We start from the raw sequence: 20,703 nt of genomic DNA on the forward strand, positions 1-20,703 counted from the left end.
CAAGCCGCAGGCGATACAAATTGGAGATACCGATGCGCAGTCAGTGCTGCGCATCGGGAATGAGGGTCGAGATGAGCTGCGGGTCGTCGAGCTGGACGGCGGGCTGCCAGGCGTAGCCGCTGAGCCTGGAAAGCCGCGAGAGGATGAAGGTGAGAAGCATTGGTCCTGTCCTTGACTTCACTTGCCCCTCATATGGCGATTCTTTTGTCTGACTGCACGTCATATCTTCAGGCAAGGGAGCACATTTGGTATGCGTTCTGCGCATGGTATGGCGGTGCGGCGTTAACGACTTGTTCAGGAGTTATTCCCGATGGGCGGCATCCGGCTTCCACGGCGGATGAACGGGCTGGAGCCCGTAACGCGGCGCTTGATGCACACGTGGTGGCGCTTCTCGCGGCCGATGACGCTGGGCGTGCGCGCCGCAGTGATTGACGAGGACGAGCGCGTTTTCCTCGTGCGTCACAGCTACACGCCCGGCTGGCACCTGCCCGGGGGTGGGGTGGAGGCCGGCGAGAGCATGCTGGAGGCGCTCTATCGCGAGCTTGCGGAGGAAGGCAACATCGTGCCCCAGGGCGAGGTCACGCTGCACGGCATCTTCTTCAACCGCAAGGTGTCGCGGCGTGACCATGTTGCCATCTACGTGGTGCGCGACTTCGTGGCGGGGCCGCGCCCGCCCGACAGGGAGATCGTCGAGACCGGCTTCTTCCCCGTGACGGCGCTGCCCGAGGATGTCACGCCCGGCACGCGTGCCCGCATTGTCGAGATCGTGGAGGAGCGCCCCCCTTCGCCGGACTGGTGAGGCTGGCTGGCCGCCGGCAACCGCATCACGGCCATGGACGCTGGCGCCGGGTCTGTGGTAGAGCGGCAATCCTCACGAGAGCGGATGACGACGTGCGCATCTTGGCTGTCCAGCGACGACGATAACGGCACGGCCGCGCCGAGCGGCCGCAGCACCGTGCGCACCGCCGCTTCCCTGCGGGAGGCGGCATTGAAGACAACGCCCTTCTGCAAGATCCGTCATGACCGATCTCAAGCTCACCATCCGGCGTGAGTTGCCCGCCGATGCCGAGGCCGTAGAGAAGCTGCACGAACGCGCCTTCGGGCCGGGGCGCTTCTCGCGCACGGCCTTCCGCCTGCGCGAGGGGGTGCCGCCGCTTCCCGATCTCTCCTTCACCGCGCTGGTCGGCACGCTCATCGTCGGCTCCGTGCGCGTTTCGCCGGTGATGGCGGGCGACGAGCCGGCGCTCGTGCTCGGTCCGCTCACGGTGGATCCGGCCTTCGAGAACCGGGGTATCGGCTCTGCGCTGATGAATGCCTCGCTGGATGCTGCCCGCCAGGCCGGGCACAGCCTCGTCCTGCTCGTCGGCGACGAACCCTATTACAGGCGCTTCGGCTTCGCGCCCGTGCCGCCGGGCCAGTTCACGCTGCCCGGGCCAGTCGACCCGCGCCGCTTCCTCGCCTGTCCGCTGAGGGAGGGAGTCATGGAGCGGGCGCGGGGGCCGGTCACCGCGTTGCGTCCGGCTCGTTGAGGCCGCGGCGCCGGCCTTCCACGAGCCAGACCGCAAGCACGATCCCCAAGAGCAGTGCGAGGCCGAGGAAGCCATAGCCAAGCGGCACCACCGAGACGCCGCGCACCACGGCGCTGCCGCTCGCCCTCAGGCCAATCCAGTCACCGCCGGCAAAGCGCGAGCCGCTTGAGACGAGGTTGAGACGCGGCAGGTCGACGGCATCCGCGGGGCCCGACGCGATGCGCCGCACGGAGCCGCGCGTCGCCTCCGCCAGCGGGCGCAGGCGCTCGGTATCGCTGAAGACATCGGTCAGCTCGCGCGGGTTCTCTGGCCCCACGTTGACGAAGGCCGTGAGGCCGCCGCTCGTCAGCCGATAGAGACCGAGCTGATCGGCGGACATGACAGCATTGAACAGCCCGGGTGCGCCGGGGGTGAGCGTGACCTCGCGCGTCGAGCCGTCGGGGCTCGTCACCACGACGGGCTCCGGCGCATCCGCCATGGTCTGACGCTCGATGACGATCTCGCCGCCGCGGGCGCTGGCACGCAGCGCCTCTTCCTCCAGGGCCGGCTCCTTCATCAGCCAGTGGGCGAGGCGCCGCAGCAGGTCGAGGTGGGGGCCGCCGTTGCGGTAGCCCCGCGCCCACAGCCAGGCATGGTCCGACAGCAGCATGCCGACGCGGCCTTCGCCCTCGCGCAGCAACACGAGGAGGGGGCGGTCTTCCGCGCCCGACATCAGCACCGAGCCAGCGTCGACATGGGCGCCGACGAGGCGCAGCCACTCGCCCCAGGAGGGCGGCGAGGTCTCGCTGCCCGGCAGGGCGCGCGTGACGGGGTGGCGGTTGCCCGTGTCGGTGACCGCCGCCTTGTAGGGCATTTCGAGCACCCGCCCGTCCGGCGCCGCCGGCAGGACCGGGCCGAGTGCGGTGCGGGCGATACTGCCGGCGGTGGCGAATTCCGGCCCCGCGGCGACGAGCAGGGCGCCGCCCTCACGGACGTAGCGGGCGATGTTGTCGTAGTAGACGTTCGGCAGAATGCTCTGGTTTGCGTAGCGATCGAAGATGATGAGATCGAACTCGCTGATCTTCTGCTGGAAGAGCTCACGCGTCGGAAAGGCGATGAGCGACAGCTCGTTGATCGGCGTGCCATCCTGCTTCTCCGGCGGGCGCAGGATGGTGAAGTGGACGAGGTCCACATTGGCGTCCGACTTGAGGAGGTTGCGCCACGTGCGTTCGCCCGCGTGCGGCTCGCCCGAGATCAGCAGCACGCGCAGCTTCTCGCGGATTCCCTCGATGGTGAGGACGGCGCGGTTGTTGGCGCTCGTCAGCTCACCGTCGAGGCCATCCACCTCGAGCTCGACGACATTGGGCCCGCCGTGGTCGATCGTGATCGGCAGGGCAAAGGGGCGCCCGGTCGCGACGGAGAGGGTGCGCAGCAGCTGGCCGTCACGGCGCACGGTGAGCGTCGCGGTGCCCGTGCCGCCGCGCTCGTCCACCATCAGGCGGATGGTCTGATCCTTGCCGACGAGGCCGAAGCGCGGAGCCTCCAGCAGTGCGATGCGGCGGTCGCGCTCGTCCTCACGTCCGGTGACGAGGGCGTGCAGCGGCGCATTGAAGCCGAGAAGGGCGGTGGAGGCCGGAATGTCGTGCACCACCCCGTCGGTGACGAGGATGGCACCGGCGATGCGCTCGCTCGGCACGTCGGCGAGAAGATCGGCGAGGGCGGAGAAGAGGCGGGTCCCGTCGCCACCGCCGGCATTGTCCGTCACCGTGGCGAAGCGCGCCTCGATCTCCCGTTCCATGGCGCCGAGGCGGGTCTGCAGCTCCTCGACCGCCGCTGTCGTCTGGGCTGCGCGCGGCCCCAGCGTCTGTGAGGTGGAGCGGTCGACGACAACGGCGACGATGTCCTTCACGGGCTCGCGCTCCTCGCGCACGAGCGATGGATTGGCGAGGGCGCCGACGAGGCAGGCGAGCGCAAGGGTGCGCACGAGGCCGGCCAGGCCGCGGGTGAGCACGGCTGCGAGGCCCGCCGCCACCGCGAGGGCGCCGACGGCCGCCAGCATGAGCGGCGGTACGAGCGGGGTGAAGGAAAGGCTCAACATGCCGCGCCCCCTATTGCCCGAGCCGCTCGAGCAGCGCCGGCACATGCACCTGGTCGGCCTTGTAGTTGCCGGTCAGCGCATACATGGCGATGTTGATGCCGACACGATAGGCCATCTCGCGCTGGCGCGGGTCGGGGCCGATGACAGGGAAGAGCGGCTCGCCGCGGCTGCCCACTGCCCAAGCCGCGGCAAGGTCGTTACTGGTGATGATGAGCGGGCTCACGCCGTCGCCGGCGCGCGCGGGACGGCGGCTCGCCTCGTCTTCGGGCGGCAGGGCCTCGACCCAGGTCTCGCCCGTGGCGTAGCGGCCGGGGAAATAGTCGAGAATGTAGAACGCCCGGCTCAGCACGTGGTCGCGCGGCACGGGCTCGAGCTCGGGGATGTCGAGCGTCGCGAGCATGCGGCGCAGCTGCTGCCCCTCCGGTGTCACCGCCCCCTCGAAGCGCAGGGCCATGGCGTCGCGCGTGTCGAAGATCACGGTGCCACCGCCCTTCATGTAGGCGTCGAGGCGGCGCAGCGCCGCCGGCGAAGGCAGCGGCGCGCCTGCCACCACGGGCCAGTAGAGGAGTGGGTAGAAGGCGAGCTCGTCGCGCTCGATGTCGACGCCCACGGGCTCGCCCGGCTCCAGCGCCGTGCGCATGATGAGCGCCCGCGTCAGGCCCTCGAGCCCGGCCCGGCTGGTGCTGTCTACGTCGGCGTTGCCGGTGATGACATAGGCGAGGCGGGTGACGGCCGCGCGCTCCACGTCCTCGGGTGTGACAGGCGGCAGCGGACGCGCCGTCTCCTGGGGAGCTTCGGTGGCCGCCCCCTGCGCGCGCGCCCCCCCGGCCGGCATGGCGGCAAGAGCGAGGGCGGCCAGCGCGAGGACTGGCGCTGTCGCGCCCCGTGCCCTTAGCGGTACACGCCGGTATAGGCCGCCGAGCCGGCCCAGATGGCCGCCGAGGAGGAGAGAGGCGACGGTGTCGACGATGAGCAGCGCCGCCGCAAGGAGAAGGAGCGGCGGCCTCAGATCGACCGTCGCCGCCCGCTCGATGGGCACGAGGCTGCCGACGAGTGGCCCGTAGTCGAGCACGGCCGGCCGGTCGTCGGGCAGCAGTGCGTTGAGGGCGATGCTCGCCTCGCTCGGTCCATAGAAGCCGGGTGGATGGTCGAGCGTGGCGCGGCCGGCATGGTTGCGCGGGATGGGCTTGGCTGTCGCTGGCGGCGAGCGCCAGACGCCGAACCCGTCGAGCGTGCGCTGCGGCGCGACCATCTCGGTGCCGTTGCTTCCCTCGCTGCCTCCCGCCGCGACGCTCCGGCCCGCGAGGGCGATGGTGCGCCGCATCATCTCGACGAATACGCCCGAGAGCGGCAGGCTGGACCAGCTCGGGTCGGCGGTGACGTGGAAGAGCACGATCAGGCCCTCGCCCCGCTCGGCGGCGGTGACGACGGGCGTGCCGTCGGCCAGCACCGCCCATGTGCGGCGCGACAGCTCGCCGTCCGGCTCGGCGAGGATCTGGCGCGAAACGGTGATTTCCTCGGGCACGGGCAGGCCCGCGAAGGGGCTCGTTTCCGGGAAGGGGGCGAAGGTCTTGGGCGCATCCCACGAAAGCGAGCCGCCGAGGCTGCGCCCGCCGCGCCTCAGGCGTACCGGCACCAGATCATCGTTGCCGGCGGCGAGGCGCGTTCCCGCGAACCGGATGAGCAGCCCGCCCTCCTCGACAAAGCGGGCAAGGCGCGCCTCCGTCTCGCTGTCGAGCGAACCCACGTCCGCCAGGACGAGAACGTTGACGCCCTGGTCGACAAGGTCGCCGATAGGGTCGGGGATGCCGCGTCGCGCCTCGCGCAGCTCGGCATAGGGGGCGAGGGCGCGCGAGACATAGTAGGAGGGTGACAGCAGCGGCTGGGCCGTGTCCACCGTGCCGCCGGACACGAGGCCGACGCGCCGGCGCTTGCCGCTCTCGTCGATGAGGGCGACGGCGCCGGCCGAGGTCTCTCCCGCGATCTCCAGCCGCGCCGCGGCGTTGTTGAGCTCCACCGGCAGGTTGAAGTTCGCCTTCGTCTCGGTCGCGCCGTCCGGGAAGCCGAAGGGTGTCTCGGCGAGGAGCAGGCCCTTGCCGTCGAGCGCACGCAACATGCCGGTGTCGCGGCCGTTCGGTTCCGCCCGCACCAGCCGCACCTCGATGCCGCCCGGGCCGTTGTGCGCGCCGGCAATCATCAGCGGCTCGGCCACGGGGTTGCGGTAGACGGTGATGGCCTCTGCGCGCCCCGCGAGCGCCTCGCCGAGGCCGGCGGCGAAGGTGTCCGTCCCGACGGCGATGCCGTCACTGATCCAGACGATCTCGGCGTCGGCCGCATCGGAGAGGAAGGCGCGCAGCGTCGGAAGATGGCTCGCCCTGTCCGGCACGTGCGGCTGGGGGGCGAGCGCGCGCAGCCTCTCCATGGCGGCGCCGGGGGCGAGCGCCTCGACAGTATCCGGCCTGTCGGCAAGGCCGACGACGGCCACCGGCCGGCGCTGGCGCTCGGCCGATCTGATGCGCTCCTCGGCGAGCGCCATGCGCTCATCCCAGTCGTGTGCGGCGGCGAAGCCGTTGTCGACGACGAGCACGAGCGGCCCGGAGGCCGGCAGGCCGCTCGTGGCGGGGTTCCACACGGGGCCAGCCACGGCGAGGATGAGGGCCGCCGCCAGCGCCAGGCGCAGGGCCAGCAGCCACCAGGGTGTGCGTGCCGGTGTCTCGCGCCGGGGCATCAGGTCGGCCACAACGCGCAGCGGCGGGAAGGGGATGCGGCGCGGCTGCGGCGGCGTGATGCGCAGGATGAGCCAGATCGCCGGCAGCGCGGCGAGGGCGATGAGGACGAGTGGCGCTCCGAAGCCGAGGCCGGCGAGCATGTCAGCCTCCCCGTGCCGCTACGAGACCGCTGCGGCCGCCGCGGGCGGCCGACAGCTGCGTCAGGACGCGCAGGGCCGCCTCGCTCGCCGGGCGGTCGGTGTGGTGGAGGGTCAGCGTCCAGCCCCGCCGCCGCAGCGCCTCGCCGATGGCCTCGCGGTGGGCGGCGATGCGGCGGCGATAGTCCTCGCCCCACCGTGCCGCGTCGCCGATGCGCAGGCGCAGGCCTGCCTCCGGCTCCTCCAGCTCGGCCTGGCCGGTGAAGGGGAAGCTCTCCTCCACGGGGTCGACGATCATGATTGCATGGCCGCGGGCCCCGCGGGCGGCGAGCTGCCCCACGACGGCGTCGAAGGCGGGCGGCTCCACCAGGAAATCGCTCACGAGGACGACCTCGCTCAGGGGCGGCAGCGCCTCGGCCGCAGGCAAGTCGGCGTCCTGCCCGGCGCTGTCCTTGGCGATGAGCTCCGCGAAACGCTCGACGATGTTGCGGCTCGCGCGTGGGGGCGCGAGGCCGATGAGGCCGACGCGCTCCCCGGCATCGACGAGCGCCTCGGACAGCGCGAGCGCGAGGACAAGCGCCCGCTCCACCTTCGACTGCGCGGCGAGGGAGGAGACGAAGCCCATGGAGGCCGAGCGGTCGACCCACAGGTAGATGCTGTGCGCCGCTTCCCATTCTCGCTCGCGCACATAGAGCCGCCCGTCGCGCGCCGAGCGCCGCCAGTCCACGCGCGAGGCCGACTCGCCGGACATGAAGGGGCGGAACTGCCAGAAGCTCTCGCCGGGGCCGGCGCGCCGGCGGCCGTGGATGCCGTGGCTGACGGAAGCGGCAACGCGCCGCGCCTCCAGCATGAGGTGCGGCAACCGCGCGCTGAGCTCGTGCGCCGCCAGGGCGTGCGGAACACCGGGTACGCGCTCGGCTTCCGGGAGGGTGCGGACGCGGGCCATGGGCGCTCCTAGCCGAGCCGCTCCACGAGACGGGCGATGACCTCGGACATGGTGCGGCCGTCCGCGCGGGCGGCGAAGGTCAGCGCCATGCGGTGCTTCAGCACCGGCTCCGCGAGGGCCGCCACGTCATCGACCGACGGCGCGAGGCGCCCCTCGATGAGCGCCCGGGCGCGCACGGCGAGCGCCAGCGCCTGGCTGGCACGCGGGCCGGGGCCCCAGGCGAGGTCGCGCGTCAGCTCCTCCGGTCCATCTCCGGGACGGCCGGAGCGCACGAGCGAGACGATGGCGTCGAGCACGCTCTCGCCCATCGGCAGGCGGCGCACCAGGCGCTGGATGCCCATGAGCGTCTCCGCGTTCATCGCGGCGGTCGGGCGATGTTCCTCGAGGCCCGTCGTCTCCAGGACGATGCGGCGCTCCGCCTCCCGGTCCGGGTAGCCGACGTCGATCTGGAGCAGGAAACGGTCGAGCTGCGCCTCGGGCAGGGGATAGGTACCCTCCTGCTCGATGGGGTTCTGGGTGGCGAGCACGTGGAAGGGGCGCGGCAGGTCGTAGCGCACGCCGGCCACCGTCACGTGATATTCCTGCATCGCCTGCAGGAGTGCGGACTGGGTGCGCGGGCTCGCGCGGTTGATCTCGTCCGCCATCAGCAGCTGGGCGAAGATGGGCCCCTTGATGAAGCGGAAGCTGCGTTGCCGGTCGGCGCTCTCGTCGAGGATCTCGGTGCCGAGGATGTCCGACGGCATCAGGTCGGGCGTGAACTGGATGCGCTGGCCGTTGAGGCCGAGGACGGTGCCCATCGCCTCGACGAGCTTGGTCTTGGCGAGGCCCGGCACGCCGACGAGCAGGCCGTGGCCGCCGGCGAGCACCGTCACGAGGGCGAGCTCGACGACGTGCTCCTGGCCGAAGATGACGGAGCCGATGGCGCTGCGCGCCCTGGCCACGTGGTCGAGGGCGGCCTCGGCGGCCTGGATCACGGCGTCGTCGATGGTGGTCGGCGTCTGGGCCACAGCGGTACGGTCGGTGCCGCTCGTCATCGGCAACTCTCCTTCTGTGCCCCCGCGGGAGCAGTCTGCATCGGCGATCATGTCTTATTCAAGCCGCTTGAGGGCGGACGCCGCAGGTTCCCCGCCGCGCCCGTTCTTGCGATAGTAGTGGCGCGAACCAGATTACAAGCGGCGCGCGCCGAAATGGGCCGCCGATGTTGCGGGGACACGAACACGTGAGCGACGAGGCCAGCAAGACGGGCAAGCCGCAGGACGGCGGCGGGGCAGCGCCGCAGGGGCTGCCGCCGGGCCTTGCGACGCTCCTCGCCTCCGCCGGGCCGGCTGCGGGGGCGCGGCCCGTGGAGAAATGGAACCCGCCCCATTGCGGCACGATCGACATGCGAATCGCGGCCGACGGCACCTGGCACTACCAGGGCTCGCCCATCGGCCGGCCGGCGCTGGTGAAGCTGTTCGCCTCCATCCTGCGGCGCGACCCGGACGGTTATGTGCTGGTAACTCCGGTGGAGAAGGTGGGCATCACCGTCGAGGACGTGCCCTTTCTCGCCGTCGAGATGGCCGTGAGCGAGGAGGCGGGCCAGCGCGTCATCGGCTTCCGCACCAACGTGGACGACGTGGTGCAGGCGGGGCCGGAGCATCCCATGCGCTTCGAGACGGATGCGAAGGGCGGGCTGAAGCCTTATGTCCACATACGCGGCGGCCTGTGGGCGCGGCTGACGCGCGCCCTCGCGCACGACCTTGCCGAACTTGTCGAGACGCGGCAGGACGCGTCGGGCGCGGAGGTGATGGGCATCGCCTCGGCCGGCGCCTTTTTCCCCATCCCCTCCGAGGACGGGGCGGGCCGGGCGTGACGGGCATCGGGCAGGCGCGCGGGGACGGAAAGCCAGTGGCGGACCAGAACGCAATTGTGGACGAGGCGACCTTTCTCGAGCGGGCGCGCCGGCGCCTCTTGCCGCATCCGCCTGCGCTGGCGGGCACGGTGCGGTTGCGCGGCGACCACGACCTTGCCGGCGGGCGGCCCGAGGTGGCCGTGGAGGTGGCGCGCCCTGCCGCCGTCCTCGTGCCCGTCGTCACCCGCGCCACGGGCGTCAGCCTGCTTCTCACCCAGCGGGCTGCGCACCTGCGCCAGCACTCGGCGCAAATCGCCTTTCCCGGCGGCAAGATGGACCCGGAGGATGCAACGCCGCTGACGACGGCACTGCGCGAGGCGCGGGAGGAGATCGGCCTCGACAGCGGCCATGTGCGGCCGCTCGGCTATCTCGACGAATACCTCTCCTCCACCGGCTATCGCATCGTGCCGGTGGTGGGGCAGGTAACGCCCGGCTTTACGCTCACGGTCAACCGGGCCGAGGTGGACGAGGCCTTCGAGGTGCCGCTCGACTTCCTGATGGACGCCGCCAACCACCAGCGCCATTCGCGCGAGTGGCGCGGCACGTTGCGGCATTATTACGCCATGCCCTTCGGGGAGCGTTACATCTGGGGCGTCACGGCCGGTATCATCCGCAATCTGTACGAGAGGCTCTACGGCCCATGACACGGGCGATTCTGCAGGAGCTGGTTCTCTTCTTCGTTCCGTTCATCCTGTTCGGGATCTACCTGCTGCTGCGCCGGCGCAACCCCTTCACGCGGCACGCGTGGGACGGGCACGTGCCCTGGCTCGTCATTGCCGGACTGGTGCTGGCGATTGGCGCGCTTCTCTATCTCGGCCTCACGGCTGAGCGACACATGGGGGCCTACGTGCCGACGCATCTGGAGAACGGCCGACTCGTGCCGGGGCGGTTCCAATGACCGTGGACCGGGCGGCCGTCGCCGCGCTCGTTGCCCGCCCGGCGCTGCAGAAGCTGCTCGGTGCGCTTGACGGGGCCGGCGAGACGACCTGGATCGTGGGAGGGGCGGTGCGCGACGTGCTCATCGGCAGGCCGGTGAGCGACGTGGACTGCGCCACGACCGCGACACCCGAGGAGACCATGCGCCGGGCCGGCGCGGCCGGCTTCCGCGTGGTGCCCACGGGCGTCGAGCACGGCACTGTCACCGTCATCGTCGACGGCACGCCCTTCGAGGTGACGAGCCTGCGAGAGGACGTGGAGACGGACGGGCGCCGGGCCAAGGTGGCCTTCGGCCGCGACTTCGCTGCCGACGCGCGCCGGCGCGACTTCACCATGAACGCGCTCTACGCCGACCGTATGGGGCAGGTGCACGACTTCGTCGGCGGGCTCGCGGACCTTGCCGCGCGGCACGTGCGCTTCATCGGCGACCCTGCCCGCCGCATCGCCGAGGACTATCTGCGCATCTTGCGCTTCTTCCGCTTCCATGCCGCCTACGGGGCGGGGGACATCGATGCCGCCGGCTTCAGCGCCGCCGTGAAGGCGCGCGCGGGGCTCGATCGCCTCTCCCACGAGCGGCTGAGGGCCGAGATCGCCAAGCTCCTCGTCGCCCCCCGCGCGCTCGAGACCTGTCGCATCATGGCCGAGGCCGGCATTATGCAGCGCGTCCTCGCCGGCGTGACCCACGAGGAGCGCCTCGGCCGCCTCACCGCCTGGGAGGCTGCCGCCGGCCGTGCGCCGGATGCGGTGCTGCGGCTCGCCGCGCTCGGCGCGGAGATTGCCGAGGATGCCGAGCGCCTGCGCGAGCGCTTGCGCCTGTCGAACGCCGAGACGCGGCGCGTCCACGCCTTCGCGGCGCTTGCCGAGCGCCTGCGGGGAGCTGCCGGTCCCTGGCGGCTGCGGGACCTGAGGGCTCTCGCGTCCGCCTTCCCGCCCGAGGTCATCGCCGCCGCCTTCGCGGCGGTTGCGCCGCAGACCGAGGTGGAGCCGCGCGGGCGGGACCTGCTCGCCGCCGCGGCGCGGGGGGAGGAGGTGGTGCCGGCCTTCCCCCTCTCGGGCGGGGATGTGGTCGCCGCCGGGGTGGAGAAGGGGCCGCGCGTCGGCGCCGTGCTCGCCGCCGCGCGGGAGCGCTGGCTCGACGCGGACTGCCCGGCGGACAGGGCGGCGCTTGAGCGCATCCTGCGCGAGGCGGTGGCTGCCGTGCGAGAGGGCTGAACGTTCCCTCGGCCGGCGTCCTGTTCTAGCATCGGCGGCGGGCATCACGGCCGACGCTCTCTGGGAGGGACGGCGATGGCACGGGCAGGGCGTGGACCGGCGGCAGGAGACGGACCGGCAGATGTGGCCCGCCGCCTCGCCGGGCGGCGCGACAGGGCCCAGGCCGGCCGCCCGAGCGGCGAGACCGGCGCCACCTGGCGGCGCGAGACTTTCGTGCTTGAGCGCGAGGCCGCCAGGGCCAAGGCGCGCGAATGGTTCGCGCGCTTCCCGAAGGCCGCCTACATGACGGAGGTCGAGAGCTGGCGAGACCTCGGCGACGGCCGCATCGAGTTCACGATGCGGCGCCTGCCGAGCGCGGATTGAGGGCGCTTAACCCAATGCGGAGGCTGCTGTATTTGTTCGGATGTTTTGTCACCGTCCTGTGATGAACAATCATGGCCAGCGCGGGTGCAGTCCGGCAAATATTCCGCAATTCCCGGCGTTGTCCCTTCTCTCATTTCCCGTGATGGCGGCAGTTTTTCGGCAAGGTCTCACGGCCACCTTACCGTCGGGGGCATCGACGACAGGATCGACGCGACGTTGCCGCCGGTCTTGAGGCCAAAGATGGTGCCGCGGTCGTAGAGCAGGTTGAATTCCACATAGCGGCCGCGGCGCACCTGCTGCTCGTGGCGGTCCGCCTCCGTCCAGGGTGTGGCCCAGTTGGCGCGAACGATGCGGCCGTAGACGTCGCGGAAGGCCTCGCCCACCGCGCGGGTGAAGGCAAGGTCGGCGTCCGGGTCTCCCGACCAGTGGTAGTCGTAGAAGATGCCGCCGATGCCGCGCGGCTCGTTGCGGTGCTTGAGGAAGAAGTACTCGTCGCACCAGGCCTTGTATTTCTCGTAGGGGGCAACGGCAGCGTGCGCCTCGCAGGCCTGGCGCATGGCGGCGTGGAAGGCGACGGAGTCCGGGTCGTCCTGCGTGCGGCGCCGGTCCAGCATCGGCGTCAGGTCCGCCCCGCCGCCGAACCACGGCTTCGTGGTGACGACGAAGCGTGTGTTCATGTGCACCGTGGGCACGTTGGGGTTCCAGGGGTGGGCGATGAGCGAGATGCCGGTGGCGAAGAAGCGCGGATCCTCGGCCGAGCCGGGGATCTGGCCGCGGAACTCGGGCGAGAACTCGCCGAAGACGGTGGAGACATGCACGCCCACCTTCTCGAAGACGCGGCCGCGCATGATGGCCATGGTGCCGCCGCCGCCCGGCGCGCCCGTGTGGTCCGTGCGCTGCCAGGGCGTGCGCTCGAAGCGGCCCGGCCCGCCCGCCTCGGGGAAGAACGGGCCCGGCGCCTCGTCCTCGATGGTCTCGAAATCGGCGCAGATGGCGTCGCGCAGTTCCGCAAACCAGCTTCCCGCCTCCTCCTTGAGGCGCGCGACGAGGGCAGGGTCGATCTGCGTGGCGTCGGTCATGGTGCTTCCTTCCGCGGCTTCCTGGTGCGAGCGGCGGCCCTGGCTGGGGGCCGGTCAGCGCCCCGCCGGTGTAGAAGCCTCCTGCCCGCCGGGGAAGGCGTCCAACTGGCGCAGGGCCTCGCCCAGGATCATCGCCGCCGCCACGGCGACGTTGAGCGAGCGCAGGCCGGGGCGCATCGGCACGAGGATGCGCGCATCGGCTGCCGAATGCACCTCCTCTGGCACGCCGGCCGATTCCCGGCCCATCATCACAATGTCGCCGGGGGCGAAGGAAAAGGCGTGGTAGGGCTGGGCGGCGCGCGTGGTGGCGAGCACGAGGCGCCGGCCGGCGGTGGCGCGCGCGGCCTCGAAGGCCCTCCAGCTCGTGTGCCGGGTGATCTCGACCGCGTCGAGATAGTCCATCCCCGCCCGGCGGAACGCCCTGTCGGACACGGGAAAGCCGGCCGGCTCAATGATATCGAGCCCGAGGCCGAGGCAGACGCACAGGCGCACCATCGTGCCGGTGTTCTGCGGGATGTCGGGCTGGAAGAGAGCGAGACGGACGGGCATGGCGGCGTCGGGCAAGGAGGCGCGGGCGCGGAGAAGACCGGCCCGACGACGTAGCGCACCGCTTTGTCGCGGGAAAGTATGGACATGCTTCTGGAACCATGCCAAACAGCGCGCCGCGCGGCGACTCCCGGTCGCATTGCGGGGCTGTCGCGTCCATGCTTTGAAGTCGGCGCGCCGCCGTGACCGACGGATTCCGCGAACCCTGCCGTGTGCGGGTATGCGAGGGGCCGTCGCGGCGGCAACGCCGAGCCAGGATTGTGAGACTGGGGAGCCAACGTGGCTGAGACCGCTACCGCCGAACCGACCCGGCGAGACTTTCTCTTCATCGCGACCGGTGCCGTGGGTGCCGTTGGTGTTGCCGCGGTGGCATGGCCCTTCATCGCGCAGATGAACCCGGATGCTGCCACCATCGCTGCTGGTGCTCCGGTCGAGGTCGACCTCGAGCCCATCGCCGAGGGGCAGATCGTCAAGCTCTTCTGGCGCGGCAAGCTCATCTTCGTCCGCCATCGCACGCCCGAGGAAATCAAGGCCGCGGAGGAGGTGAACGTCGCCTCGCTGCCGGATCCGGAGGCCGATTCGGCCCGCGTGAAGGAGGGCCATGCCCAGTGGCTGGTCGTCTATGGCAACTGCACGCACCTCGGGTGTGTGCCGCTCGGCCATGCGGGTGCCTACGATGGTTGGCTGTGCCCGTGCCACGGTTCCGTGTTCGACACCTCCGGGCGCATCCGTCAGGGGCCGGCGCCGACCAATCTGCCGATCCCGCCCTACACCTTCGTGAGCGACACGAAGATCCAGATCGGCTGACGCGCTTCCAGCATCACGCCCGCGATACCGAGCAACATCAGGCGACCCAAGACCATGAGCGGACATTCCACCTACGTTCCGAAGAGCGCAGTGGCGAAATGGTTCGAGAGCCGGCTTCCGATCATCGGCCTCGTCCATTCGTCCTTCGTCGCCTATCCGACGCCGCGCAACCTGAACTACTTCTGGACGTTCGGGGCGATCCTGTCCTTCATGCTCGTGGCGCAGATCGTGACGGGCGTCGTGCTCGTCATGCACTACACGCCGAATGCGTCGCTGGCCTTCACCTCCGTCGAGCAGATCATGCGCGACGTGAACTACGGCTGGCTGCTGCGCTACCTGCACGCCAACGGGGCCTCGATGTTCTTCATCGCGGTCTACATCCACATCTTCCGTGGCCTCTATTACGGCTCCTACAAGGCCCCGCGTGAGGTGCTGTGGATCCTCGGCGTCATCATCTTTCTCCTCATGATGGCCACGGCCTTCATGGGCTACGTGCTGCCGTGGGGGCAGATGAGCTTCTGGGGCGCCACCGTCATCACCAACCTCTTCTCGGCGCTGCCCATCGTTGGCGAGCCGATCGTGACCTGGCTGTGGGGCGGCTACTCCGTCGGCAACCCGACGCTGAACCGCTTCTTCTCGCTGCACTACCTGCTGCCCTTCATGATCGCCGGCGTTGTCGCGCTGCACATCTGGGCGCTGCATGTCGTGGGGCAGAACAACCCAGCCGGCCTCGACGTGAAGAACCTGAAGAAGGACACGGTACCTTTCACGCCCTACGCGACGATCAAGGACTTCTTCGCCGTCGTCTGCTTCTTCATCTTCTTCGCATGGTTCGTGTTCTACATCCCGAACTATCTCGGCCATGCGGACAACTACATCGAGGCGAACCCGGCGGTGACGCCCGCGCATATCGTGCCGGAGTGGTACTTCCTGCCCTTCTACGCGATCCTGCGCGCTATTCCGGACAAGCTCGCCGGTGTGCTCGCCATGTTCGGCGCGATCGCGGTCCTCGCCTTCCTGCCGTGGCTCGACACCTCCAAGGTGCGCTCGGCGACCTACCGGCCGCTCTACAAGCAGCTGTTCTGGGTCTTCGTGCTGTGCTGCATCGGCCTCGGCTATCTCGGCGCCAAGCCGCCGGAGGGGGGCTATGTCATCGCCGCGCGCGTGCTGACGGCCTACTACTTCCTGCACTTCCTGGTCATCCTGCCCATCCTCGGCCTCATCGAGAAGCCGCGTCCCATGCCGGGCAGCATTGCCGAGGATGTGCTGCGCAAGCATGGCGGTGCGCCGGTCGGCCTCGCCTCGGGCGCCAGTGCCGAGCCGCATTCCAAGGGCTGAGATTGGGGCTGATCGCGCCTAGCGGCGCGGGGGAAATGACGACATGAAAAAGACGACCCTTCTCATCGCCGGCTTCCTCGCTGCCGCCGTCGCAACGGCGGTGCCGGCCTCCGCGGCCGAGCAGGCCAAGCCGCCGCGCCAGAGCTGGAGCTTCGCCGGCCCCTTCGGCACCTACGATCGGGCGCAGCTGCAGCGCGGCTTCAAGGTCTATCGCGAGGTCTGCGCGAGCTGCCACGGTCTCACCCGCGTGGCCTTCCGCAACCTCTCGCAGCCTGGCGGTCCCGAGTTCACCGAGGGGCAGGTCAAGGCGCTTGCGGCCGAGTACCAGATCCAGGACGGGCCGAACGAGGCCGGCGACATGTTCGAGCGTCCCGGCCGCCCGGCCGACCACTTTCCGCCGCCGTTCCCCAACGAGAATGCGGCGCGTGCGGCCAATGGCGGCGCCTATCCGCCGGACTTCTCGCTGCTTGCCAAGGCGCGCACCTATGAGCGCGGTTTCCCGCTGTTCCTCATCGATGCCATCCCGTTCTTCGAATATGCCGAGCACGGCGTGGACTATATCTACGCGCTGCTGACCGGCTATCGCGAGGCGCCGGCAGGCACCACCCTGCAGCCCGGCCAGTACTGGAACGAGTACATGCCGGGCCATGCCATCGCCATGCCGCCGCCCCTCAGCGACGGGCAGGTGGAATATCCGAAGGACGAGGCCGGCAACCCGGTGGTGCCGGAGACGGTCGACCAGTATGCGCGCGACGTCGCGGCCTTCATGATGTGGGCGGCCGAGCCGCATCTCGAGGCCCGCAAGGCCATGGGCTTCAAGGTCATCATCTTCCTCATCGTCTTCGCGGCTCTGCTCTACTTCACCAAGAAGAAGATCTGGGCCCGCGCCTACGCCGAGGAAGCACACGGCTGACCCGGCCATCATCGACAAGAAAGGCGCCTTCGGGCGCCTTTTTCATTGGGGGCCTGGTACTCCTTGACGAGCGAGGCCTCCGGGCGGATGACTTCGGCGAAACCAAGCGGTGGAACGACGGCATGGACGAGCGCAGCGATCTCAGGGCGGCGGTGCGGACGATTCCGGACTATCCGAAGCCCGGCATCCTCTTTCGCGACATCACGACCCTGCTGGGCGATGCGCGTGCCTTCCGGCGTGCGGTGGACGAGCTGGTGCAGCCGTGGCCCGGCTCCAAGATCGACAAGGTGGCCGGCATCGAGGCGCGCGGTTTCATTCTTGGCGGCGCGGTGGCACACCAGCTCGCGGCAGGGTTTGTACCCATCCGCAAGAAGGGCAAGCTGCCGCACGAGACGGTGACAATCGCCTATTCGCTGGAATACGGCGTCGACGAGATGGAGATGCACCGCGACGCGATCGCGCCCGGCGAGCGAGTCATCCTGGTCGACGATCTCATCGCCACCGGCGGCACGGCGACGGCTGCCGTCGAGCTCCTGCGCAAGATGGGGGCGGAGGTGGTTGCGGCCGTCTTTGTCATCGACCTGCCCGATCTCGGCGGCGCGGAGCGTCTGCGCCGCCTCGGCGTCACCGTGCGCACGCTCATGTCCTTCGAGGGGCACTGAGCTTCACGGCTCGCCGGCCTTTTCGCCGGTGCGGGACGCCTGCTGGTCCGATTTCGAGGCGGTTTTTGCGGAGCGCCGCCGGCGCGAAGGGCGTCGCTGCGGCTGCCCGTCTGAGGCGGCAGGCGCGCCCTTGCGGGCTGTGTCGCCGTCGCCTGCCGCGTCGGTCGCGAGCCGCAGGGGTGGCGCGTCTCCCCTCTTGTCCCGGCCCATGTAAACGGTGACGTGCGGGTAGGGGATCTCGATGTCCCGCTCGTCGAAGACGGCCTTGAGGATCTCGTTGTAGGCCCGGCCGACGGCCCATTGCTGTCCGCCGACGGTGCGGATGCGAGCCCGCACCTTCACGGCCGATTCGTCGAGGGCCGTGACGCCGTGCATCTCGAGCGGGCCGATGATGGCGGAGCCGTGCGGGGTCTGCGTCAGCCTGTCGAAGGCCTCCTGCATGGCCTCCTTCACCTGCGGAATGTCCTCGCGGTAAGCGACGCGGATCTCCGCGACATGGAAGGCGAAGCCGCGCATGAAGTTCGACACGGTCGTGACGGCGCTGAACGGCACGAGGTGGTAAACGCCGTCGAGGTCGCGGATGCCGACGGAGCGGATGGTGAGCTTCTCCACCACGCCCGAGATCGAGCCGAGGCTCACCACGTCGCCCTCGTTCATGGCGTTCTCGATCTGGATGAAGGCGCCGGTGATGATGTCCTGCACCAGCTTCTGTGAGCCGAAGCTGACGGCCAAGCCGATGACGCCGGCGCCCGCAAGCAAGGGGCCGATGTTCACCCCAAGCTCCGACAGGGCGAGCAGGCCCACGAGCACGACGAGCGCCACCGTGAAGGCGTTGCGGAAGAGCGAGAGCAGGGTCCGCTCGCGCGCGCTCGGCGCGCGGCCGTAGTCTTCCGACAGCCGGTACTCCACCCAGCTCGACACGGCGACGTAGACAAGCCAGCCGAGGATGAGCACGAGCGAGGTTGAGACCAGCGCGCCCACGACGTTGCGGCCCGTCTCGCTCGCGAACCAGGCTTCGAGATCGAGAATGGCCCATGCGTCGGCGATGGCCAGCATCACGATGACGAGCACCACCGTCCGCGCAACGCGCAGCACCGAAGGAATGAAGGCGTTGAGCCGCGCCTCCAGCAGGGGCAGGCGTGCCTTCACGTCCTGCGGCAGGGACATGCCGCCGCGCAGGGCCCGTGAGATGAAGGCCATGACGAGGCTGCCGACAAGCACCGCGATGCCCGTCTGCACCGTCGCCTTGAGCATGAAGGGCAGGACGGTCAGCGGGTTCGACAGCCAGGCGGCGAATAGGGCGACGAGATAGACGATGGCGAGGACGTGCCAGACGCGGCTGAGCACGAGGAGAACCTGCCGCGCTGCATGGCCCCAGTCGCGTCCCGCCGATGCCAGGCGCGCGCGGACGCCGTCCCGGTTCTGCAGGATGATGGCGATGCCGATGAACAGCGCCGCCATCAGAACGATGACGCGCACGGCGCGCGCGGCGGCGAAGGTTGTGGTCGTCGCGACGAGAGGCGCGACGAACAGAAAAGTGTAGCCGATGAGGCTGACGAGGCGGCTCAGCCAGAAATACCAGTAGTTGGCGTCTGTATCGTCGAGCGGCAGCGGCCGCAGGGATGCGTGGCGCGGCGCCAGAAGGAAGCGCAGGCCAACCTTGCCTAGCTCGAGCATGACGAGCGCGTTGAGAAACAGCGTCTCGCCGAAGCTGAGGGCGGGCTCGCCGCCGAGCTGGAGCGCGATGAGATAGCCGGCCCCCCAGGCGCTTATGACGGCGATGGCATCGACCAGGCCCGCGACGAGTGCGAGGGCGAGGCGGGTCACGAGTGGCGCGCCCTGGGCGCGCTGTGCCGTCCGGTCCAGGGACCGGCCGGTGATGAGCCGCGCGGCGAAGAGCAGCAGGAAGGCGACGACCATCACCGAGCCGAGGCTTGCGAGCACCTCCCACAGGCGCAGCAGGTCGAGCGAGGCGGTGCCCGACAGCACCTCGCCGAGGCGCTCGGTGAAGGTCCAAGCCGATGCGAGCGCGTCCTTGATGGCAGCCGATGCGTCGGCCGTGTGCTCGGCCAGCCAGCGGGCGAAAGTCGGCGGTTCGGCCGGCGGGGCCGGCTCGGCCGCGGCCGCGCGCAGCCGCTCGATCAGCACCCGGCGGATGGCATCGTCCTCAAGGATCCTGATGAGGGCATCTACGTCCGCCTTTGCCGAGGCCTCGTTCGATCCCATCGCGAGGGCCGGGGGCATCTGGGCCGACGCCGGCGCGGCCGCAAGGACGAGAGTGGCGAGGCAGAGCCAGGCGAACGTGATGAGAAGCTTCATGAATCCCCGAAAGGTCCCCGAGTTGGCGGCTGACGCGCAGGCACGTTGCGCGCCGCAAGGGGACCATATCGGGGGCCGGCTTTCAACGCCGGCTGGCCATCCGTTTTCCTGTCAGCCAGCGGAAGCCCTCTGCCACATCACTGTGCCGGTGAAGGCGAAGACCGGCTCGCCCTTCTGGTTCACGGCCGTGCTGTGCTGGGTCACGAGCCCCCAGCCGGGGCGCGATGCGGAGGGGCGCGCTTCCACGATCTGCACCGTGTAGGTCAGCTCGTCCCCGGCGAAGACCGGCTTCAGCCACTTGAGGTCGCGAAAGCCGGGGGAGGGGCCAAGGCTGGGCACGGCCAGCCCAAGGGCCCGGGCGGCCTGCCGCTGGCGCTCCCAGTGCGCCACCATCAGCTTCATCCACACGGCGGCCGTATGCCAGCCAGAGGCACAGAGCCCGCCGAACAGGGAATGCCGCGCCGCCTCGGCATCGACGTGGAACGGCTGCGGATCATAGGCGCGCGCAAAGGTGACGATCTCCTCCGGCGTGAAGCGGTAGGAGCCGAGCTGCGCGACCTCGCCGGGCACGAGGTCGTCGAGGAAGCGCGCATGGTTCGGGGCTGTACGGGCCTCGGGAAGGGTGGGGGCCGCGGCGCGGCGTCTCTCCGTCTGAGCCACGGCCGGTGCCTCGGCGGGTTCGCCCGGCTCGCGGCGCTTGAACATGACCCAGTTGGTCTGCTGCACCAAATCCTCGCCCGCTCCATTGGCGAGCGTCAGGCGGAAGCGGACCATGCCGATGCCGGAGCGGCTGCGCAGGGGGCGGCGGTCCAGCACCTCGACCGTGAGCGTCAGGTCGTCGCCGGGGCGCACCGGCCGCAGCCAGCGCACCTCATCGACGCCCGGCGCTCCCTGGCCTGTGGAGCCGAGGATGAAGCCGTCGGCGATCATGCGCATGATGATGCTGCAGCTGTGCCAGCCCGAGGCGATCAGTCCGCCGGCGATGCTCTGCTTCGCCGCTTCGGGATCCGTGTGCATCGGCTGCGGATCGTACTGCTGCGCGAAGGCGATGATTTCCTCGGCGGTGATGCGGCGGGGGCCGAAGGACAGGCGAGTGCCCGGTTCGAAATCCTCGTAATGGGTGAGCGCCATGAACACCTCCCCGATCGAAAGCCCGGTATTGCCGGGCAGCGGGCCCCGACAAAGGGCTATAGCGGAAAGGCCGCAGTTGCACGACAGG

General features: G+C 70.1%; 19 protein-coding genes. 11 read left to right on the forward strand and 8 right to left on the reverse strand.

Annotated features, from left to right (window positions below; translation table 11 throughout):
* Nucleotides 1–310 precede the first annotated feature (310 nt).
* Together HNQ73_RS07995 and HNQ73_RS08000 are read left to right on the forward strand one after the other, a co-directional pair.
* Nucleotides 311–799: an NUDIX domain-containing protein gene (locus HNQ73_RS07995; protein ID WP_183333992.1), complete on the forward strand. Its 489-nt coding sequence runs from the start codon at nt 311–313 to the stop codon at nt 797–799.
* A 220-nt stretch (nt 800–1,019) separates the two neighbouring features.
* On the forward strand, nt 1,020–1,529 hold the full coding sequence (locus HNQ73_RS08000; RefSeq protein ID WP_183333993.1) for a GNAT family N-acetyltransferase: 510 nt from the start codon (nt 1,020–1,022) through the stop codon (nt 1,527–1,529).
* Here HNQ73_RS08000 and HNQ73_RS08005 read toward each other — a convergent pair.
* From HNQ73_RS08005 to HNQ73_RS08020, 4 genes are read right to left on the reverse strand one after another with little or no spacing between them, the layout of a single operon-like run.
* On the reverse strand, nt 1,504–3,606 hold the full coding sequence (locus HNQ73_RS08005) for a hypothetical protein (RefSeq protein ID WP_183333995.1): 2,103 nt from the start codon (nt 3,604–3,606) through the stop codon (nt 1,504–1,506). The two genes, HNQ73_RS08000 and HNQ73_RS08005, sit on opposite strands and share 26 nt — an antisense overlap.
* Nucleotides 3,607–3,616: 10 nt before the next feature.
* Nucleotides 3,617–6,475, reverse strand: coding sequence for a DUF4159 domain-containing protein (locus HNQ73_RS08010; protein WP_183333997.1), 2,859 nt, complete (start codon nt 6,473–6,475; stop codon nt 3,617–3,619).
* 1 nt (nt 6,476) lies between these two features.
* Nucleotides 6,477–7,418: a DUF58 domain-containing protein gene (locus HNQ73_RS08015; protein ID WP_183333998.1), complete on the reverse strand. Its 942-nt coding sequence runs from the start codon at nt 7,416–7,418 to the stop codon at nt 6,477–6,479.
* Between the two features lie 8 nt (nt 7,419–7,426).
* Complete coding sequence (locus HNQ73_RS08020; RefSeq protein WP_183334001.1) at nt 7,427–8,452, reverse strand: AAA family ATPase; 1,026 nt, start codon at nt 8,450–8,452, stop codon at nt 7,427–7,429.
* A gap of 185 nt (nt 8,453–8,637) precedes the next feature.
* Here HNQ73_RS08020 and HNQ73_RS08025 point away from each other — a divergent pair, with 185 nt between their 5' ends.
* From HNQ73_RS08025 to HNQ73_RS08045, 5 genes are all read left to right on the forward strand, one after another.
* Nucleotides 8,638–9,270 carry a DUF1285 domain-containing protein gene (locus tag HNQ73_RS08025; RefSeq protein ID WP_244649968.1) on the forward strand — a complete coding sequence of 211 codons (633 nt, stop codon included), beginning with the start codon at nt 8,638–8,640 and terminating at the stop codon, nt 9,268–9,270.
* A 35-nt stretch (nt 9,271–9,305) separates the two neighbouring features.
* On the forward strand, nt 9,306–9,953 hold the full coding sequence (locus HNQ73_RS08030; RefSeq protein ID WP_244649966.1) for a CoA pyrophosphatase: 648 nt from the start codon (nt 9,306–9,308) through the stop codon (nt 9,951–9,953).
* On the forward strand, nt 9,950–10,207 hold the full coding sequence (locus tag HNQ73_RS08035) for a DUF6111 family protein (RefSeq protein ID WP_183334006.1): 258 nt from the start codon (nt 9,950–9,952) through the stop codon (nt 10,205–10,207). Before HNQ73_RS08030 ends, HNQ73_RS08035 begins: the two co-directional genes overlap by 4 nt.
* On the forward strand, nt 10,204–11,457 hold the full coding sequence (locus HNQ73_RS08040) for a CCA tRNA nucleotidyltransferase (RefSeq protein ID WP_183334008.1): 1,254 nt from the start codon (nt 10,204–10,206) through the stop codon (nt 11,455–11,457). Before HNQ73_RS08035 ends, HNQ73_RS08040 begins: the two co-directional genes overlap by 4 nt.
* A gap of 75 nt (nt 11,458–11,532) precedes the next feature.
* A complete protein-coding gene (locus HNQ73_RS08045) occupies nt 11,533–11,820 on the forward strand; it encodes a hypothetical protein (RefSeq protein WP_183334010.1) in 288 nt (95 codons plus the stop codon).
* A gap of 167 nt (nt 11,821–11,987) precedes the next feature.
* Here HNQ73_RS08045 and hemF read toward each other — a convergent pair whose 3' ends face one another.
* The gene (hemF, locus tag HNQ73_RS08050; protein ID WP_183334013.1) at nt 11,988–12,899 is read right to left on the reverse strand and encodes an oxygen-dependent coproporphyrinogen oxidase; all 912 of its coding nucleotides are present in this window, start codon (nt 12,897–12,899) and stop codon (nt 11,988–11,990) included.
* A gap of 54 nt (nt 12,900–12,953) precedes the next feature.
* Nucleotides 12,954–13,448 (reverse strand): tRNA (cytidine(34)-2'-O)-methyltransferase, encoded by a 495-nt coding sequence (locus HNQ73_RS08055; protein WP_183334017.1) that lies wholly within the window; start codon nt 13,446–13,448, stop codon nt 12,954–12,956.
* 276 nt (nt 13,449–13,724) lie between these two features.
* Here HNQ73_RS08055 and petA point away from each other — a divergent pair, with 276 nt between their 5' ends.
* From petA to HNQ73_RS08075, 4 genes are all read left to right on the forward strand, one after another.
* Nucleotides 13,725–14,252: a ubiquinol-cytochrome c reductase iron-sulfur subunit gene (gene petA / locus HNQ73_RS08060; protein WP_183334018.1), complete on the forward strand. Its 528-nt coding sequence runs from the start codon at nt 13,725–13,727 to the stop codon at nt 14,250–14,252.
* A 54-nt stretch (nt 14,253–14,306) separates the two neighbouring features.
* Nucleotides 14,307–15,590 carry a cytochrome b gene (locus HNQ73_RS08065; protein ID WP_183334019.1) on the forward strand — a complete coding sequence of 428 codons (1,284 nt, stop codon included), beginning with the start codon at nt 14,307–14,309 and terminating at the stop codon, nt 15,588–15,590.
* 43 nt (nt 15,591–15,633) lie between these two features.
* Nucleotides 15,634–16,503 (forward strand): cytochrome c1, encoded by an 870-nt coding sequence (locus HNQ73_RS08070; RefSeq protein WP_183334020.1) that lies wholly within the window; start codon nt 15,634–15,636, stop codon nt 16,501–16,503.
* 122 nt (nt 16,504–16,625) lie between these two features.
* Complete coding sequence (locus HNQ73_RS08075) at nt 16,626–17,165, forward strand: adenine phosphoribosyltransferase (protein ID WP_183334022.1); 540 nt, start codon at nt 16,626–16,628, stop codon at nt 17,163–17,165.
* A gap of 3 nt (nt 17,166–17,168) precedes the next feature.
* Here the strand turns inward: HNQ73_RS08075 and HNQ73_RS08080 are convergent, their stop codons facing one another.
* Together HNQ73_RS08080 and HNQ73_RS08085 are read right to left on the reverse strand one after the other, a co-directional pair.
* Nucleotides 17,169–19,484, reverse strand: coding sequence for a mechanosensitive ion channel domain-containing protein (locus HNQ73_RS08080; protein ID WP_183334024.1), 2,316 nt, complete (start codon nt 19,482–19,484; stop codon nt 17,169–17,171).
* A gap of 111 nt (nt 19,485–19,595) precedes the next feature.
* Nucleotides 19,596–20,615 (reverse strand): MaoC family dehydratase, encoded by a 1,020-nt coding sequence (locus HNQ73_RS08085; RefSeq protein WP_183334027.1) that lies wholly within the window; start codon nt 20,613–20,615, stop codon nt 19,596–19,598.
* Nucleotides 20,616–20,703: the final 88 nt, after the last annotated feature.

Source organism: Chelatococcus composti (assembly GCF_014201415.1).
GTDB classification, from domain to species: Bacteria; Pseudomonadota; Alphaproteobacteria; order Rhizobiales; family Beijerinckiaceae; genus Chelatococcus_A; species Chelatococcus_A composti.